At 62.0% G+C, this 16,284-nt stretch carries 15 protein-coding genes and 2 pseudogenes; 1 reads left to right on the top strand and 16 read right to left on the bottom strand.

What is annotated here, in order from left to right:
• Positions 1-44: 44 nt before the first annotated feature.
• From AC3WLT_RS27080 to AC3WLT_RS27040, 9 genes and pseudogenes are all read right to left on the bottom strand, one after another.
• Positions 45-758, bottom strand: coding sequence for a phosphoribosylanthranilate isomerase (locus tag AC3WLT_RS27080; RefSeq protein WP_492594744.1), 714 nt, complete (start codon positions 756-758; stop codon positions 45-47).
• A complete protein-coding gene (gene truA / locus AC3WLT_RS27075; protein ID WP_492594743.1) occupies positions 755-1,567 on the bottom strand; it encodes a tRNA pseudouridine(38-40) synthase TruA in 813 nt (270 codons plus the stop codon). The genes AC3WLT_RS27080 and truA overlap by 4 nt, the downstream gene beginning before the upstream one ends.
• On the bottom strand, positions 1,564-4,167 hold the full coding sequence (locus tag AC3WLT_RS27070) for a motility hub landmark protein FimV (protein ID WP_492594742.1): 2,604 nt from the start codon (positions 4,165-4,167) through the stop codon (positions 1,564-1,566). Before AC3WLT_RS27070 ends, truA begins: the two co-directional genes overlap by 4 nt.
• Before the next feature lie 140 nt (positions 4,168-4,307).
• The gene (asd, locus tag AC3WLT_RS27065; RefSeq protein WP_492594741.1) at positions 4,308-5,429 is read right to left on the bottom strand and encodes an aspartate-semialdehyde dehydrogenase; all 1,122 of its coding nucleotides are present in this window, start codon (positions 5,427-5,429) and stop codon (positions 4,308-4,310) included.
• 345 nt (positions 5,430-5,774) lie between these two features.
• Positions 5,775-6,842, bottom strand: coding sequence for a 3-isopropylmalate dehydrogenase (leuB, locus tag AC3WLT_RS27060; RefSeq protein WP_492594740.1), 1,068 nt, complete (start codon positions 6,840-6,842; stop codon positions 5,775-5,777).
• A 65-nt stretch (positions 6,843-6,907) separates the two neighbouring features.
• Positions 6,908-7,561, bottom strand: a complete 654-nt coding sequence (leuD, locus tag AC3WLT_RS27055; RefSeq protein WP_492594739.1) for a 3-isopropylmalate dehydratase small subunit — start codon at positions 7,559-7,561, stop codon at positions 6,908-6,910.
• Between the two features lie 85 nt (positions 7,562-7,646).
• Complete coding sequence (locus AC3WLT_RS27050) at positions 7,647-7,805, bottom strand: entericidin A/B family lipoprotein (protein ID WP_154557950.1); 159 nt, start codon at positions 7,803-7,805, stop codon at positions 7,647-7,649.
• Positions 7,806-7,810: 5 nt separating this feature from the next.
• Positions 7,811-9,220: a 3-isopropylmalate dehydratase large subunit gene (gene leuC, locus AC3WLT_RS27045; RefSeq protein WP_492594738.1), complete on the bottom strand. Its 1,410-nt coding sequence runs from the start codon at positions 9,218-9,220 to the stop codon at positions 7,811-7,813.
• A 197-nt stretch (positions 9,221-9,417) separates the two neighbouring features.
• Positions 9,418-9,558 (bottom strand): annotated as a pseudogene (locus tag AC3WLT_RS27040) (DUF1479 domain-containing protein); the annotation flags it as partial.
• A gap of 14 nt (positions 9,559-9,572) precedes the next feature.
• Here AC3WLT_RS27040 and AC3WLT_RS27035 point away from each other — a divergent pair.
• Positions 9,573-9,812, top strand: a pseudogene (locus AC3WLT_RS27035) (helix-turn-helix domain-containing protein); the annotation flags it as partial.
• Positions 9,813-9,956: 144 nt separating this feature from the next.
• Here AC3WLT_RS27035 and gltA read toward each other — a convergent pair.
• The 7 genes from gltA to AC3WLT_RS27000 all read right to left on the bottom strand — a co-directional run bounded on the left by gltA (position 9,957) and on the right by AC3WLT_RS27000 (position 15,952).
• A complete protein-coding gene (gene gltA, locus AC3WLT_RS27030; RefSeq protein ID WP_341317152.1) occupies positions 9,957-11,258 on the bottom strand; it encodes a citrate synthase in 1,302 nt (433 codons plus the stop codon).
• 83 nt (positions 11,259-11,341) lie between these two features.
• Positions 11,342-11,614 (bottom strand): FAD assembly factor SdhE, encoded by a 273-nt coding sequence (locus AC3WLT_RS27025; RefSeq protein ID WP_492594737.1) that lies wholly within the window; start codon positions 11,612-11,614, stop codon positions 11,342-11,344.
• 84 nt (positions 11,615-11,698) lie between these two features.
• Positions 11,699-12,403: a succinate dehydrogenase iron-sulfur subunit gene (locus AC3WLT_RS27020; protein WP_132383613.1), complete on the bottom strand. Its 705-nt coding sequence runs from the start codon at positions 12,401-12,403 to the stop codon at positions 11,699-11,701.
• Positions 12,404-12,427: 24 nt separating this feature from the next.
• On the bottom strand, positions 12,428-14,203 hold the full coding sequence (gene sdhA, locus AC3WLT_RS27015) for a succinate dehydrogenase flavoprotein subunit (RefSeq protein ID WP_492594736.1): 1,776 nt from the start codon (positions 14,201-14,203) through the stop codon (positions 12,428-12,430).
• Positions 14,204-14,207: 4 nt separating this feature from the next.
• Positions 14,208-14,576, bottom strand: a complete 369-nt coding sequence (gene sdhD / locus AC3WLT_RS27010; protein ID WP_492594735.1) for a succinate dehydrogenase, hydrophobic membrane anchor protein — start codon at positions 14,574-14,576, stop codon at positions 14,208-14,210.
• Positions 14,577-14,580: 4 nt separating this feature from the next.
• Complete coding sequence (gene sdhC / locus AC3WLT_RS27005) at positions 14,581-14,994, bottom strand: succinate dehydrogenase, cytochrome b556 subunit (protein WP_492594734.1); 414 nt, start codon at positions 14,992-14,994, stop codon at positions 14,581-14,583.
• Between the two features lie 157 nt (positions 14,995-15,151).
• Entirely contained in the window at positions 15,152-15,952 is an 801-nt protein-coding gene (locus AC3WLT_RS27000) for a GntR family transcriptional regulator (protein WP_492594733.1), read from the bottom strand.
• Positions 15,953-16,284: the final 332 nt, after the last annotated feature.

Raw genomic sequence — 16,284 nt, 5'->3', positions numbered from 1 at the left:
AGTGTGGTGCGCGGAGTTCATGCGAGAAAACCGCGCCGCCAGAATCATTCGGCGTCCGCTGCGCGCACTGCGCGTACGAACGCCGCCATCCGGGCGTGATCCTTCACGCCCCTGGCACCCGGCACTTCGATGCCGCTCGAGACATCGACCGCGTACGGGTGCACGCGATGGATCGCGTCACTGACGTTTTGCGCGTTCAACCCACCACTCAAAACGGCCCGACGCGCGAGCTCTGCTGGAATAAGTGACCAATCGAAAACCTTCCCGCCGCCGCCATAGCCTTCGACATGGGTGTCGAACAGAAGGCCGCTGGCTGCTGAATAGTTAAGCGCTGATTTTACCAAATCAGCGGGCTGAGTATCCGCCGCGATGCGTAGCGCGCGCAACCAAGGCAAACCCGCAAGGCTGGCGAGGGATTCGCACTGGTCCGCGGTCTCATCGCCGTGGAATTGCAGCAGCGTAAGCCCGATATTGCTTGCAACTTCGCGGATCCAGTCCGGCGTCGCGTTGACGAACAAACCGACTACCGATACGAACGGCGGCACGTCGTGCACCAGCTCGACCGCCTGCGCCACGCTGACGGAGCGCGGACTGGGCGGATAGAACACGAGGCCGATCGCGTCGGCGCCGAGATCGATCGCGTGCGCTACGTCTTCAGGCTTCGACAGGCCACAAAGCTTGATGCGCGTACGGCGCGGCGCGGCTTGCTGCTGCGCGTTGGAGTGGGCTTCGGCCGCCAGGTTTTCGCTTGATTTCATGATTGCGCTTTTTCGGTCCATACGGTATTCCACGGCACGCTGCCGGTCTGCGGCGCGGGCACGGCGAATTGCTCAGGATAGCCCACCTGCGCGAGGTACAGGCCGTCCGGCATAAAAGTCGGCGCGGCGCATTCACGATTGCGGCTGGCGAGAACCTCGGCCATCCATTCGACCGGGTGCCGGCCGCGGCCGATGGAAACGAGGCAACCCATCAGATTGCGCACCATATGATGCAGGAACGCATTCGCCCGAAAGCGCAAATGGATGAAGTCACCCTGTTGCCGGATATCGATCTGGTACAGATGCTTGACGGGCGTCTTCGCCTGGCAATCCGACGCACGGAACGACGAAAAATCGTGCTCGCCGATCAGATAGGCGGCCGCCGCGCGCATCGCGTCGACATCGAGCGGCGTGTGCACCCAACCGGCGCGCGTGTCCAGCATCGGCGAGCGCACCGGGTTGACGTACAGCACATAGTAGTAGGTTCGCTCGAATGCCGAGAAGCGCGCGTGGAACTCGTCGGGCATCGGCTTGGCCCACTGCACCGCGATGGTTTTCGGCAGAAACGCGTTGGTGCCGCGAATCCACGAAAAATCCGCGCGATCGAGTTCGGTATCGAAATGCACGACCTGGCCGAGACCGTGCACGCCCGTATCCGTACGACCCGCGACGACGGTCTGCACCGTCGTCTGTGCGAACTCGCGAAGCGCCCGTTCGAGCTCGTCCTGCACCGTCTTGCCGTGCGGCTGCGACTGCCAACCGCAGAATGCCGAGCCGTCGTACTGAACGCCTAAAGCGATACGCTTCACGACAACGGCGCGAGCGTGGAGAGCAACGCGCGGGCTTCAGTGCGCGTGGCCGGATCGTTCGCTTCGATCACTTCGTTGATAAGCGCACGCGCACCCGACAAATCGCCGAGGTCGATATATTCGGCGGCCAGATCGAGCTTGTTGCGGGCGATGCGTGCGAGGTCGGCCTGCGTGAAGGCCGGCAGCGGCTGAGCGGGGCTCGGCGGCAATTCGAGGTCGAAATCGAGCTTCAGCGCGCCAAAACCAGCCGCGCCCAGACCGGCGAGCGCCGCGGGGCCTGCGGTGCCGGAAGCGATTTCATCGGCGATATGCCGGGCGTCGTCCGGGTCGTGAGGCGCAACGGCATGGTGCGCGGCGGTTTCCGAGGGCACAGGCGGCTGCGGCGCGTGCGCTGCGGGCGCGTCGTCGTTTTCCGCGCCGGCGGTCGATTCGACGCGCGGCGGCAATGGCATGTCGAGACTGCCGAAGGCGTCGACGGCGTCGCGCGGGAATTCGGTCAGCGCGGTCGGCACAGGCTGAGCTTGCGTGACGGGAGCCGGCTCGAAGTGTGGCGCGGTGGCTGGCAATGCGTCCTGTTGCAAGAACGGCGCTGCGGCTGCTGGATGCGTCGACGCGTCGCTGTGCGGCTGACCGGACGGCGAAGTCGCGTGCGGCTCGACGGATTGCTGCGTGAAATCGAGTGTCGGCTGCGGTGCATGCGGATCGTCGTGCGGCTTCGTGAGCGGCGCCGGCGGCTCGTCTTCCCATTGCAGACGATGGGGCGGCTGCTCTTGACGCGAGACCTCGCTGACCGGTTCGAGCGGCGTCACCGGCAGCGCTTCGGCGCCGAGTTCGGCAGCGGCTGCAAGACTCGCGGCCGTGGTCGCGCCGTCGAAGTTTTCGTGATGGGCCGGTGGAACTGGTTCGGAGGTGAAGTCGCTGTGAGCGGCTGGCAAGACGTCGGGGGCCGGTTGCGCTGGCTCGGCGGAGGCAGGCGCTGGGCGGCGTTCTTGCCAAGGATGCTCAGACGCGGTGAACTCCTGCGCCGCTAAGGGGGTGCTGGTCGTGTCGGGTTGGTGGGCCGCTGCCGCGTGTTCAGCTGCTTCGCGTTGGGCCGCTTCACGTTCCGCTGCTGCGCGTTCCGCCGCTGCGTATTCTGCCGCTGCGCGTTCTGTCTCTGCGCGCTCCGCCGCTTCACGCTCCGCCGCTTCACGTTCCGCTGCTTCACGTTCCGCCGCTGCACGCTCCGCCGCCTCAAGTTCCGCCGCCTCACTCTCCTTCGCTGCTGCGTGACGCTGTTCCGCCTCACGCTCCGCCGCTAGTGCCGCCGCGCGCCGCATTGCAGCGTCGTCGCTCACACTCACATCTGCAGGTTCGTTCACGGGGCTCTGCTCACGCGTCGAAACGATCTCCTGCGGACCGGCGGCTCGCGCCGATGCCGTCACATCATCCGTAGACGCAGCGTCAGTCGCTGCAATCCTCTCGCGCTTGCGGCGACGCAGACGCAAAGCCGCCAGCAACACCACCAACGCCGCGCCGACTGCCGCCGCCACGCTCAAATTCGTTTGCGAAATCCCGGATTCGTTCGACGTGGAAATCGCCGCACCGCTATGACCGGCAACCGCCGCTGCGGACGACGCCCCCACCGGCGGCGGCATACCAGTCGACGCAGTGCCCGTCGCTTTCGTCGAACCGCCGATGCCGTGCTTCTGCAGTTCCATCAGCACTCGGTTTTTCAGCGCAAGCAATTGCTGCAAGCTGGATACCTGGGTATGCGCCTGCGAAGCCGGCTGAGCGGCGCTCGACGCCGGAGCAGCGAGCGCCGAGGCTCCTTCAGCCGACTCGCTGGCGGAAGGCTGGATCGACCCGGACCATACATGTGCGCCGCTCCCCGGCAACGCGGACGAAGCGGTCGCCTGCGAACCTGCTACCGACAATACGGACGAAGCCGCACCCGCCACAGCTGCACCGCCCGCAGACATTCCGCTCGCACCCGGCATCGCGCCGTTTGCTTGAGAGGCCGCGCCGGCCGCGCCTGTCACCACGGGCGTCGCCGGCGCCGCAGCGCGAGCCGCGGCACTTGCCGCACTCGCTGCAACGGCATTGACCTGTGCCACTCCACTCGCCGCGCCAACCGCCGTCGCAGCGCTCGACGCGGAGACCGGCGCCGCCGCAGGAGCGGATGCGGCAACAGCCGCAGACCCCACACTCGCCGACGAAGCCACCAGGGCCCCGGACGCGTCCAGCGCCGGCACGGTCAACACGGCACCCATCCGCATCCGGCTCGGGTCATGGCTCATGAAGGCGTTCGGATTCGCGTCGAACAACGCGCGCGACGCACGAGCGAGCGTCGCCCGGTCGTGCGATTGCGTGACGGCAATCGCCACGTCGTTCAGCGACTGCCCTGGCCGAACCGTGTACTGACTGCCTGCGGCATATGACGTGGCCGTGGCGGTCGACGCGCCCTCCGGCGCGCTCGCGGCATCGACCGTGGCTGCCACAGCGCCGCCTGCGCCGACACCGACGCCAGCCAGCGCAAAAGCCAAAGCAGCCGCAGCCGCCAACCGGCCTGCACCGTGATGAATGAACATAGCCCGAAGGGAAGAGAGTCGAAGGTTCATCGGGACTCCTGGCGCATCAGCGCGCAGCCCTTGTTTGCGGTTGGAAAGAGACAAGATAATCGGGGCACACAATGAAAAAAGCGTCGCGAGAAACGCGACGCTTTTTGAGTTTTCTACGCGTCGTGAGCGCGTAGTTTACTTTACTTGTCGAGCACAATGCGAAGCATGCGACGCAGCGGTTCGGCCGCGCCCCACAGCAGCTGATCGCCGACCGTGAAGGCCGACAGATATTCGCCCCCCATTGCCAGCTTGCGCACCCGGCCGACCGGCACCGTCAGCGTGCCCGTGACCACCGCCGGGGACAGATCGCGCATCGACGCTTCGCGTTCGTTAGGCACCACCTTGACCCAGTCATTGCCCGACGCAAGGATGCTGTTCACTTCGTCCAGCGGCACGTCCTTGTTCAGCTTGATGGTCAGCGCCTGCGAATGGCAACGCATGGCGCCGATCCGCACGCACAGGCCGTCCACCGGAATCGAACCCGGCGTGCCCATGGCCGGCTTGCCGAGAATCTTGTTGGTTTCGGCGCCGCCCTTCCACTCTTCTCTCGACATGCCGTTGCCGAGATCCTTGTCGATCCACGGAATCAGCGAGCCGGCGAGCGGTACGCCGAAGTGGTCGGTCGGCATGCGGTCGCTGTTCATTGCATTCAGCACGCGGCGGTCGATGTCGAGAATCGCCGACGACGGATCCGTCAGATCTTCCTTGGCCGCGCCGTACAGCGTGCCCATTTGTTGCAGCAGTTCGCGCATGTTTTGCGCGCCCGCGCCCGAAGCAGCCTGATACGTCATGGCCGTCATCCAGTCGACGAGGTTTTCGCGGAACAGGCCGCCCAACGCCATCAGCATCAGGCTGACCGTGCAGTTGCCGCCGATGAAATTCTTCTGGCCCTTGACCAGCGCATTCTTGATCACGTCGAGGTTGACCGGATCAAGGATGATGACTGCATCGTCTTTCATGCGCAGCGACGAAGCCGCGTCGATCCAGTAGCCGTTCCAGCCCGCTGCGCGCAGCTTCGGGAACACTTCATTGGTGTAATCGCCGCCCTGGCAGGAGATGATCGTTTCGCACTTCTTCAGGTCTTCGATGCTTGTCGCATCTTTGAGCTTGGTCTCGTTTTTGGCGAACGACGGCGCGTTGCCGCCCGCATTGCTGGTGCTGAAAAACACCGGTTCGATCAAGTCGAAATCGCCTTCCTGCTGCATACGTTGCATCAGGACGCTACCGACCATGCCGCGCCAACCTACGAGACCTACGTTCATGACTTCATACCCTTCGAGTGGAAACTTCCCCGCATCTTTGCCCGCAGTGACCGCGCGGGGAAGATGAGCGGGCACGACGGACGATCAGCGTTTCGTGATCGTTTTCGGGGTAATCGCTTTAATGAGCGTTTTGGTGGTAATGGCGAACTCAACCGCACGGGCCGTTTTGCCGTGCTGGTTAGAAATCGAGGAGATTTGGGAGATCTGCGCCATCGCTACAATATACACGAAAACCGGAATCTGGCGACGCCATCGTCCGTATTACGCGCGAATTGGCCTGTTTTCGAGGCCAATCCGCGTTTTAAAGGCCGTTTGAGGCCTAACGACTGTTTAGGCTTAAACGCTTTACAGCGCGGCGACCACCGCATCGCCCATCGCTGCGGTGCCGACTTGCTGGCAGCCCGGCGTCAGAATGTCGCCAGTGCGGAAGCCCTGTTCCAGCACCTTCTTGACTGCGGTTTCGATGCGATCGGCCTGCTCCGCCTTGTTCAGCGAATAGCGCAGCATCATTGCGGCGGAGAGAATCGTGGCCAGCGGATTCGCCACGCCCTTGCCGGCGATGTCCGGCGCGGAACCGTGCGACGGCTCGTACAGGCCCTTGTTGTTCTTGTCGAGCGAGGCCGACGGGAGCATGCCGATCGAACCCGTCAGCATCGCGGCTTCGTCGGAGAGAATATCGCCGAACATGTTGCCGGTGACGATCACGTCGAACGACTTCGGCGCCTTCACCAGTTGCATGGCCGCGTTGTCGACGTACATGTGCGACAACTCGACGTCCGCGTATTCCTTCGACACGTCGATCATCACGTCTTTCCAGAACTGGGATGTTTCGAGCACGTTGGCCTTATCCACCGAAGTCAGCTTCTTGCCGCGCTTTTGCGCCGCCTGAAACGCGACGTGCGCGATGCGGCGCACTTCGGGTTCCGCATAACGCATCGTGTCGAAGCCTTCTTTCGCGCCGGCGAACAGGCCGTCCGGCGCTTCGCGCACGCCGCGCGGCGAGCCGAAGTAGATGTCGCCGTTCAGTTCGCGCACGATCAGGATGTCCAGACCCGACACGATTTCCGGCTTCAGCGACGAAGCGCCTGTCAGTTGCGGATAGCAGATCGCCGGACGGAAGTTCGCGAACAATTGCAGATGCTTGCGCAGACCGAGAATCGCCTGCTCCGGACGCAGTGCGCGTTCGAGCGAGTCGTATTTCCAGTCGCCGACGGCGCCGAACAGGATCGCATCGGCTTCCTTTGCCAGCGCGAGCGTCGAATCGGGCAGCGGATGACCCTTCGCTTCGTAGCCCGCGCCGCCAACCGGCGCCTCTTCGAGTTCGAACTTTTCGCCGAGTACGTTCAGGACCTTCACGGCCTCCTTGACGATTTCGGGGCCGATGCCGTCGCCCGGCAACACTGCGATCTTCATGCGAATTCCTTGATGATGTTCTTTGAGACTTGCGTGCTTGAATCAGCGAACGGGTCTTTAAGCCCTTAGCCGACGATGCGGTGATTCAGCCAGGGCTGCTTCGCGATCCGCTCCGCTTCGAACTGGCGAATCTTGTCCGCGTGACGCAGCGTGAGGCCAATATCGTCGAAACCGTTCAGCAGGCAGTACTTGCGGAACGCCGCGACTTCGAACGGATATTCGGCGCCGCCGTCCGACGTGCGCACCACTTGCGCTTCCAGATCGATGGTCAGCTTGAAGCCGTTGAACGCGTACGTTTCGTTGAACAGGTGATCGACTTGCTGTTCGGTCAGCACGATCGGCAGCAGGCCGTTCTTGAAGCAGTTGTTGTAGAAAATATCCGCGAAGCTCGGCGCGATCAGCGCACGGAAACCGTATTGCTGCAACGCCCACGGCGCGTGCTCACGCGAGCTGCCGCAGCCGAAGTTCTTACGCGCCAGCAGCACCGACGCGCCTTGATAACGCGGCTGATTCAGCACGAAATCCGGATTCAGCGGGCGCTTCGAATTGTCCTGACCCGGCTCGCCGTGGTCGAGGTAGCGCCATTCGTCGAACGCGTTCGGACCGAAACCCGTGCGCTTGATCGACTTCAGGAATTGCTTCGGAATGATCGCGTCCGTGTCGACGTTCTCGCGATCGAGCGGCGCCACGACGCCGGTGTGTACGATGAATTTATCCATGACGCTTGCGCCTGTTTCAAGACCGGACGATGCGCGCGGCGACCGCAAAGCCGCCCGCGCGTTGCCGGCAAAATTCAAAAACCGCTTATTTGTCAGCGTGGTTGCTGATCGAATTGCCGAGGTGCGACATGTCCTCGCCGAATCCGTGCACCGTGTTGCAGCCGGCCAGACCGAACAGCAACCCAGCCAGGGTACCGAGCGCGAAACGGCGCAATAGAGTGGTGCGATTCATGTTCTTCATCATGCGAGTTATCCAAGCTTGCGAATGTCGACGAAATGCCCTTCGATGGCCGCAGCCGCAGCCATTGCGGGGCTCACGAGGTGGGTACGGCCACCGGCGCCCTGACGACCTTCGAAATTACGATTCGACGTGGAAGCGCAACGCTCGCCCGGATCCAACCGGTCGGCGTTCATTGCGAGACACATCGAGCAACCGGGTTCACGCCATTCGAAACCGGCATCGGTAAAGACCTTGTCGAGGCCTTCACGTTCCGCTTGCGCCTTGACCAGACCCGAGCCCGGCACCACCATCGCCAGGCGGATGTTCGGCGCGACGCGGCGGCCGAGCTTCTTCACGACGTAAGCCGCGGCGCGAATGTCTTCAATGCGCGCGTTGGTGCACGACCCAATGAAGATTTTATCCGGCTTGATGGATTCGATCGGCGCATTCGGTTCGAGCGCCATGTACTTCAGCGCGCGTTCCATCGCGTCGCGCTTGACCGGGTCTTTTTCGCGTTCCGGATCCGGCACTCGGCCGTCCACAGCGGTGACCATTTCCGGCGACGTGCCCCACGTGACTTGCGGCACGATCTCGGCGGCGTTCAGTTCGACCACGCGATCGAATTGCGCGCCTTCGTCCGACTTGAACTGCTTCCAGTACTCGACCGCGTGATTCCACTCGACGCCTTCCGGCGAGAACGGGCGGCCCTTCAGGTATTCGATGGTGGTGTCGTCCACCGCGACCATGCCGGCGCGCGCGCCTGCTTCGATCGCCATGTTGCAGACCGTCATGCGGCCTTCCATGGACAGCGCGCGAATCGTCGAACCGCCGAATTCGATCGCGTAGCCGGTGCCACCCGCCGTGCCGATCTTGCCGATGATCGCGAGCACGATGTCTTTCGCGGTGCAGCCGCGCGGCAGCGGACCTTCGACCTTCACCAGCAAGTTCTTGCTCTTCTTCTGCAAGAGCGTTTGCGTGGCCAGCACGTGCTCGACTTCCGACGTGCCGATGCCATGCGCCAGCGCGCCGAACGCGCCGTGCGTGGACGTGTGCGAATCGCCGCAGACGATCGTCATGCCAGGCAGCGTAGCGCCCTGCTCCGGCCCGATGATGTGCACAATGCCCTGACGCAGGTCGTTCATCTTGAACTGGGTGATGCCGTAGGCGTCGCAGTTGCTGTCGAGCGTATCGACTTGCAGCTTCGAAACCGGATCGGCGATGCCATGGCTGCGATCCGTGGTGGGCACGTTGTGATCGGAGACCGCCAGATTCGCGCTGATACGCCACACCGGACGCTCAGCCAGCTTCAGGCCTTCGAACGCCTGCGGGCTGGTGACTTCGTGCAGCAGGTGGCGGTCGATATAGAGAATCGTCGTGCCGTCTTCTTCCGTGTGGACCACATGCGTGTTCCACAATTTGTCGTAGAGAGTCTGTGCCATGGTATGCGGGGTAGTAATGACTGCGGGCTGACTGTGTCCGGTCGATTATGCCACGCAGAGCCGCCTTCTGGCCCATCAAACCACGGAAAAACCGATAAAAAACAGGGGGTTGGGTGGTAGTGCCGATACCTGTATCGCTGTTACCCGGCAGCGGAATGCGTGACGGCGGCCCCACGCGCTGCCGCGCTTACAGGTGGTCAGCGCTCGAGATCGAAGCCGAGTTGCGCGCGGCCGAGCGGCGTCAAATCGCTTTCCTGTGCGCGCCCGATAAAGCCGGTCTCGAAGTGATCGGCCGGAAAGTCCGGCGTGCTTTCGCCACGCAGGAAGCTTGGCAGCTGACTCCAGCCCTGGATTAACCGATACAGGCTGGCCGATCGCGCTGATCGCTACTAAAGCGGGCTTTCCGAATCTCGCCAATTTCAACCGGCAGTTTTTGTCGGCGCGCGGCATGACGCCGAGTGCGTACCGGCGCTTTTTCGAAACCCATGGCCATACGCCGAAGGACGTCGCTTCGGCACAGGTCAACCTCGAGACACGATCGCCTTCGCTCGAACGGACAAGACGGCGTCAGGCCCGCCGGACACCCGCTTGAGAACACCACGCGCACCAAGCGACGCGCCACAAAACAAAACGCCCCAACGGCAAACCCGCTGGGGCGTTTTGTTTCTAGTCAGCGCCAAATCTGCGCCCATTCGCAGCGAACCAATCACCACGAACTACGCAGACTCAACCTCGATCAACGTTGTGCGAGCGGCTTCGCTTCACGCTGCGTATCGCCGATGAACAGCTGACGCGGACGGCCAATCTTCTGCTCCGGATCGGCGATCATTTCGTTCCACTGTGCAATCCAGCCGACCGTACGCGCCATCGCGAAGATACACGTGAACATCGAGGTCGGGATGCCCAGCGCGCGCTGCACGATGCCCGAATAGAAGTCGACGTTCGGGTACAGCTTGCGCGACACGAAGTATTCGTCTTCCAGTGCGATCTTTTCCAGTGCCATGGCCAGCTTGAACAGCGGGTCGTCGTGCAGACCCAGCTCTTCCAGCACTTCGTGGCAGGTTTCGCGCATCAGCTTCGCACGCGGATCGTAGTTCTTGTAGACGCGGTGACCGAAGCCCATCAGCTTCACGCCCGAGTTCTTGTCCTTCACCTGCTTGATGAACTCAGGAATGTTATCGACCGAGCCGATTTCTTCCAGCATGTTCAGCGCGGCTTCGTTCGCACCGCCGTGCGCCGGCCCCCACAAGCAAGCGATACCGGCTGCGATACACGCAAACGGGTTCGCGCCCGACGAACCGGCGAGACGCACGGTCGAGGTCGATGCATTCTGCTCGTGGTCCGCATGCAGAATCAGGATGCGGTCGAGCGCGCGCACCAGCACGTCGTTGACCTTGTACTCTTCGCACGGGTTCGAGAACATCATGTGCATGAAGTTCGCGCTGTACGACAGGTCGTTCTTCGGGTACGCAAACGGCTGGCCGATGCTGTACTTGTACGCCATCGCGACCAGCGTCGGCAGCTTCGCGATCATGCGAATGGCCGACACTTCACGGTGACGCGGATTGTTGATGTCGAGCGAGTCGTGATAGAACGCCGACAGCGCGCCGACTGCGGCGACCAGAATCGCCATCGGGTGCGCGTCGCGGCGGAAGCCACGGAAGAAGAAGTGCATTTGCTCATGCACCATCGTGTGCTTCGTGACGGTGCCCACGAACTCCGCGTTCTGCTGCGCGTTCGGCAGCTCGCCCTTCAGCAGCAGGTAGCAGGTTTCGAGGAAGTCGGCGTTTTCCGCGAGGTTGTCGATCGGGTAGCCGCGGTACAGCAGTTCGCCCTTGTCGCCGTCGATGTACGTAATCGCCGAATTGCAGGCCGCCGTCGACATGAAGCCCGGGTCGTACGTGAACTTGCCGGTCTGGCCGTACAGTTTGCGGATGTCGATCACGTCCGGGCCGAGAGTGCCCTTGTAAATCGGCATTTCAACGCTCGGCGAATTGTCGCTGAACGATAGCGTGGCTTTAACATCTGACGGGGTCATAGCACATCCTCAATCGAAGTATGGAAACAGGGTTTCGATAATTTGCACGCCTGGGAACAACGAACAAGCCGCGCTCAAGCCGCTCAAGCGTTTCGCAGCAGTTCCAGCACCCGGACGACATCCGGGTCGGCAAGGTCGCCTTCTGGTTCCTTGCGCACGAGCAGCAAGTCCATCAGGTCGTTATCGCTCAGCTCGAGCAGGCGGGTGAGTGCGCCCACATCGGCGTCGCTGAGGTCATGCTCATATCGGCTGAAAAAACGCTCAAAGATCAGATCGTTTTCCAGCAAGCCGCGCCGCGCGCGCCAGCGAAGGCGCGCGCGGCGAAGAGGGTCGGACTGATGTGATGATTCGTTCATGTCAGTACGCGCCGGGCCGCCCCCAAGCGTACTGACCGCCCCCTCGGGGGGCAGCGAACGATAGGGAGCGTTGGGTTGTTCATATTAAACAGCGCGGCGAACCATCAATTCCTTGATCTTGCCAATCGCCTTGGTCGGGTTCAGGCCCTTCGGGCAAACGTCGACGCAATTCATGATGGTATGGCAACGGAACAGACGGTACGGATCTTCCAGGTTGTCGAGGCGTTCACCGGTCGCTTCGTCGCGGCTGTCCGCGATGAAACGATAGGCTTGCAGCAGGCCCGCCGGACCGACGAACTTGTCCGGATTCCACCAGAAGCTCGGGCACGAAGTCGAGCAGCTGGCACACAGAATACATTCGTACAGGCCGTCCAGCTCGTCGCGTTCTTCCGGCGACTGCAGACGTTCCTTTTCCGGCGGCGGCGTATCGTTGATCAGGTACGGCTTGATCGAGTGATACTGGTTGAAGAACTGCGTGAAATCGCAGATCAGGTCGCGCACGACCGGCAGACCCGGCAACGGACGCAGCACGATCTTTTGCGGCAGGTCGTTCAGGTTCGTCAGGCACGCCAGACCGTTCTTGCCGTTGATGTTCATCGCGTCCGAACCGCACACGCCTTCGCGGCACGAACGGCGGAACGACAGCGTTTCGTCGACAGCCTTCAGCTTGACGAGTGCGTCCAGCAGCATGCGTTCGTGCGAGTCGATTTCGATCTCATACGTTTGCATGCGCGGCGCTGCGTCCTTATCCGGGTCGTAGCGGTAAATTTCAAATGTACGCTTAGCCATTTCTGAATTCCTTTGACTTGTGCCTTAGAAGGTCCGCGCTTTCGGCGGAACCGATTCGACCGTCAGCGGTTGCATGTGAACCGGCTTGTAGTCGAGGCGATCGCCTTCGCTGAACCACAGCGTATGGCGCAGCCAGTTTTCGTCGTCGCGATGTTCGAAGTCGTTCTGCGCGTGCGCGCCGCGGCTTTCCTTGCGCGCTTCGGCGGAAACCATCGTGGCGCGGGCCACTTCGATCAGATTCGCCACTTCCAGCGCTTCGACGCGCGCGGTGTTGAACACTTTCGACTTGTCCTTCAGGTGGATGTTGTCGACGCGTTCGGCCACTTCGCGGATACGCTCGACGCCTTCGGCCAGCAGCTTCGACGTGCGGAACACGCCGGCGTGCGCCTGCATCGCGGCGCGGATATCGTTCGCGACGTTTTGCGTGTATTCGCCCGACGAGGACTTGTCCAGCTTGTCCAGACGCGACAGCGCGAAATCGGCAGCATCGGCCGGCAGCGGCTTGTGCTCCTTGATTTCCTTCACGTGCTTGACGATGTGGTTGCCGGCCGCGCGGCCGAACACCACCAGGTCGAGCAGCGAGTTCGTGCCGAGACGGTTCGCGCCGTGCACCGACACGCACGAGCATTCGCCCACGGCGTAGAAACCGTTGACCGGCACTTCGTGACCCTTCGACGTACCCACGACCTGGCCGTGGATGTTGGTCGGAATACCGCCCATCTGATAGTGGATGGTCGGCACGACCGGAATCGGCTCTTTAATGCAATCGACGTTCGCGAACTTCAGCGCGATTTCGCGGATCGACGGCAGACGCTTCATGATCGTCTCGGCGCCGATGTGCGACAGGTCGAGCAGCACGTGATCCTTGTTCGGACCGACGCCGCGGCCTTCCTTGATTTCCTGGTCCATCGAACGCGAAACGAAGTCGCGCGGCGCCAGATCCTTCAGCGTTGGCGCGTAGCGTTCCATGAAACGCTCGCCGTTCGAGTTACGCAGAATGCCGCCTTCGCCGCGCACGCCTTCAGTAATCAGCACGCCCGCGCCGGCCACGCCGGTAGGGTGGAATTGCCAGAATTCCATGTCTTGCAGTGCGATGCCCGAACGCGCGGCCATGCCCAGGCCGTCACCGGTGTTGATGAACGCATTCGTGGACGCCGCGAAGATCCGACCTGCGCCGCCCGTGGCGAACAGCGTGGTCTTGCCTTCGAGGATGTAGACGTCGCCGGTTTCCATTTCCAGCGCCGTCACGCCGAGCACGTCGCCGTCGGCGTCGCGGATCAGATCCAGCGCCATCCATTCGACGAAGAACTGCGTCTTGGCAGCAACGTTCTGCTGGTACAGCGTGTGCAGCAGCGCGTGACCGGTACGGTCAGCCGCCGCGCAAGCGCGTTGCACCGGCTTTTCGCCGTAGTTCGCGGTGTGGCCGCCGAACGGGCGCTGGTAAATCGTGCCGTCGGCGTTACGGTCGAACGGCATGCCGAAGTGTTCGAGCTCGTACACGGCGTTCGGTGCTTCGCGGCACATGAACTCGATCGCGTCCTGGTCGCCAAGCCAGTCGGAACCCTTGATCGTGTCGTAGAAGTGATAGTGCCAGTTGTCTTCGCTCATGTTGCCGAGCGATGCGCCGATGCCGCCTTGAGCAGCGACCGTGTGCGAACGCGTCGGGAACACTTTGGACAGCACGCAAACCGACAGACCGGCGCGCGCGAGTTGCAGCGAAGCGCGCATCCCCGAGCCGCCTGCGCCGACGATAACCACGTCGAAACGGCGACGCGGCAGAGAATTCTTGATTGCAGCCATTCTTTTACACTCTCCAGAGAATCTGCGCAGCGTAGCCCGCACAAGCGAGCAGCCAGACGATCGTCAGCGACTGAAGCAACAGGCGTACACCGACGGGCTTCACATAGTCCATCCAGATGTCGCGGATACCAACCCACGCGTGATAGAACAGCGACAGCAGCGTGACAAACGTGGCGAGCTTCATCCATTGCGTCGCGAAGATCGACGCCCAGCCTTCGTACGAGAAATCGCGCGCGCCGAAGAACCACACGAGCAGGATCACCGTGTAGATCGCCATCACGCAGGCGGTAATGCGCTGGGCGAGCCAGTCGCGCAGACCGTAATGTGCGCCGACGACGAGACGCTTCGGACCGATTCGGTTATTAGCTGCCATTTTCTTAGAAGACTCCGAACAGTTTTGCGGCGAATGCAATCGTGAGGAGGGACGACACGACGAGGACCACAATGGAGGTTTGCTTGCCACCTTCCTTGGTGACCGCGCGGTGCGTGTCCATCACCAGGTGACGGATGCCGGCGCAGAAGTGAAACAGGAAGGCCCACGCGAGAACGAGCGTGATGAGCTTGACGATGATGTTGGAGAGGAAGCCTTTGAATACTTCGAAACTAAGTTCGGAAGTGACGCTCTGATCGAAGAGGTACAGCAGGAACGGAAGAAAAACAAAAAGCAGACCACCGCTTACGCGATGCAAGATCGACACTCGCCCCGCTAGCGGGAGACGGTATGCCGTCAAAATCTGCCCGATACCGATGTTCCGGAATTCCGGCCTCGGTTTTTTTACGGCTTCAGCCATGCTAGACCCCTACTATGTAGTCACACTAATCCGCGATTTTAGCGCCTTTTTTTATCGCGCTGCAGCGAAAACCACCGCAGGTCCGTTACAGCGTGCGCGATAAAGGCGCCTTCAAACAGGCGCGCGTGTGGGACGCCGCGCCTTCATCCAGCCCGACTCAGCTTAGATCGTTCTGATAGTAATACCCGGTTGTGACATACCAACCACGCCGGACTTCAACCGGCCGGTCCCCGTATGTATAGGACACACGTTCCACCGACAGCAGCGGGAAACCCGCCGGCACGCGCAACAGATCAGCCACCGAAGGCTCGGCCGCGACCGCGCGGATTTTCTCCGTTGCGCGGATCATGCGCGTGCCGAACTCGGTCTCGAACATCGCGTAGAGGGGACCTTTATACTCCGACAGGCGTTCGAGCGTCAGCCCGCGGAACACGCCGCCGGGCAGCCATATCTCGTCGAGTACGGTGACTTCGCCGTCGAACTGCAGCAGGCGTTTGATCAGCACCACCGGATCGGCGGGCTTCAGATCGAGTTGCCGGGCGATGTCCGCTGAAGCGCGCAAACGCCGGCATTCAAGCAGGCGGCTGACGTGCGGATGCTCCGCGCCGTCATCGGCCAGTAACCGGAGGAAGCGAAACTGGGCGCGGTCTTCGTTGTGCGTTGCAACAAACGTGCCCTTGCCCTGGCGGCGCACCAGCAGGTTGTCGGCGGCAAGCTCGTCGATCGCTTTGCGCACTGTTCCCTGACTGACCTTGTATCTGACCGCCAATTCGACTTCACTAGGAATGATCTCGCCGGGCTTCCATTCGCCGCTTTCGAGGCTCTGCGTAATCAACCCCTTGATCTGCTGATACAAGGGGCTGAAAGTGGGCGACGCAGCGGGCGTGGCAGCGGATACACCTCCGCCCGCGGCCCCTTGGCCATTGGGATTCGTGGTGTTCACCGGGTTCGAAGTCATCCGCGCATTTCATCATAAAGGGCTGGGGCGCGTCTAGGTTTTTCCCCGCAATAGATATGTCTTATATAAGACATAAGATAATGTTGACTTTGTGTCGGCCGACTCCTACACTCCCTGTCGAGCAAGGGTTTGCGGGGTTTTCGGCGGCTGTTTTGCACTGTGCCGTGCAGCACCGCGACGCACCGGCAGCCACTCTGCACCATGCCGTTCCCACGCAGTCCAGGTTTCGATTCGCCGCCATTCGCTGGTCAGACGTTTGCCGAAACGCGCTGTTTGCAGGAGCCCGCACCGTGCAGCGGCTACCCGGCGCTGATATGCCCCGCTCCCCGCCC

It is taken from the genome of Paraburkholderia sp. FW306-2-2C-D06C, assembly GCF_058781505.1.
Note: the sequence above shows the minus strand (reverse complement) of the source record. Positions and strands in the feature narration are given on the sequence as shown.

What these genes read in the sequence shown, in the direction of transcription:
- AC3WLT_RS27080 (WP_492594744.1), bottom strand. Translation starts at nt 758, where the DNA reads ATGAAATCAAGCGAAAACCTGGCGGCCGAAGCCCACTCCAACGCGCAG.
- AC3WLT_RS27070 (WP_492594742.1), bottom strand. Translation starts at nt 4,167, where the DNA reads ATGAACCTTCGACTCTCTTCCCTTCGGGCTATGTTCATTCATCACGGT.
- asd (WP_492594741.1), bottom strand. Translation starts at nt 5,429, where the DNA reads ATGAACGTAGGTCTCGTAGGTTGGCGCGGCATGGTCGGTAGCGTCCTG.
- leuB (WP_492594740.1), bottom strand. Translation starts at nt 6,842, where the DNA reads ATGAAGATCGCAGTGTTGCCGGGCGACGGCATCGGCCCCGAAATCGTC.
- leuD (WP_492594739.1), bottom strand. Translation starts at nt 7,561, where the DNA reads ATGGATAAATTCATCGTACACACCGGCGTCGTGGCGCCGCTCGATCGC.
- AC3WLT_RS27050 (WP_154557950.1), bottom strand. Translation starts at nt 7,805, where the DNA reads ATGATGAAGAACATGAATCGCACCACTCTATTGCGCCGTTTCGCGCTC.
- leuC (WP_492594738.1), bottom strand. Translation starts at nt 9,220, where the DNA reads ATGGCACAGACTCTCTACGACAAATTGTGGAACACGCATGTGGTCCAC.
- gltA (WP_341317152.1), bottom strand. Translation starts at nt 11,258, where the DNA reads ATGACCCCGTCAGATGTTAAAGCCACGCTATCGTTCAGCGACAATTCG.
- AC3WLT_RS27025 (WP_492594737.1), bottom strand. Translation starts at nt 11,614, where the DNA reads ATGAACGAATCATCACATCAGTCCGACCCTCTTCGCCGCGCGCGCCTT.
- AC3WLT_RS27020 (WP_132383613.1), bottom strand. Translation starts at nt 12,403, where the DNA reads ATGGCTAAGCGTACATTTGAAATTTACCGCTACGACCCGGATAAGGAC.
- sdhA (WP_492594736.1), bottom strand. Translation starts at nt 14,203, where the DNA reads ATGGCTGCAATCAAGAATTCTCTGCCGCGTCGCCGTTTCGACGTGGTT.
- sdhD (WP_492594735.1), bottom strand. Translation starts at nt 14,576, where the DNA reads ATGGCAGCTAATAACCGAATCGGTCCGAAGCGTCTCGTCGTCGGCGCA.
- sdhC (WP_492594734.1), bottom strand. Translation starts at nt 14,994, where the DNA reads ATGGCTGAAGCCGTAAAAAAACCGAGGCCGGAATTCCGGAACATCGGT.
- AC3WLT_RS27000 (WP_492594733.1), bottom strand. Translation starts at nt 15,952, where the DNA reads ATGACTTCGAACCCGGTGAACACCACGAATCCCAATGGCCAAGGGGCC.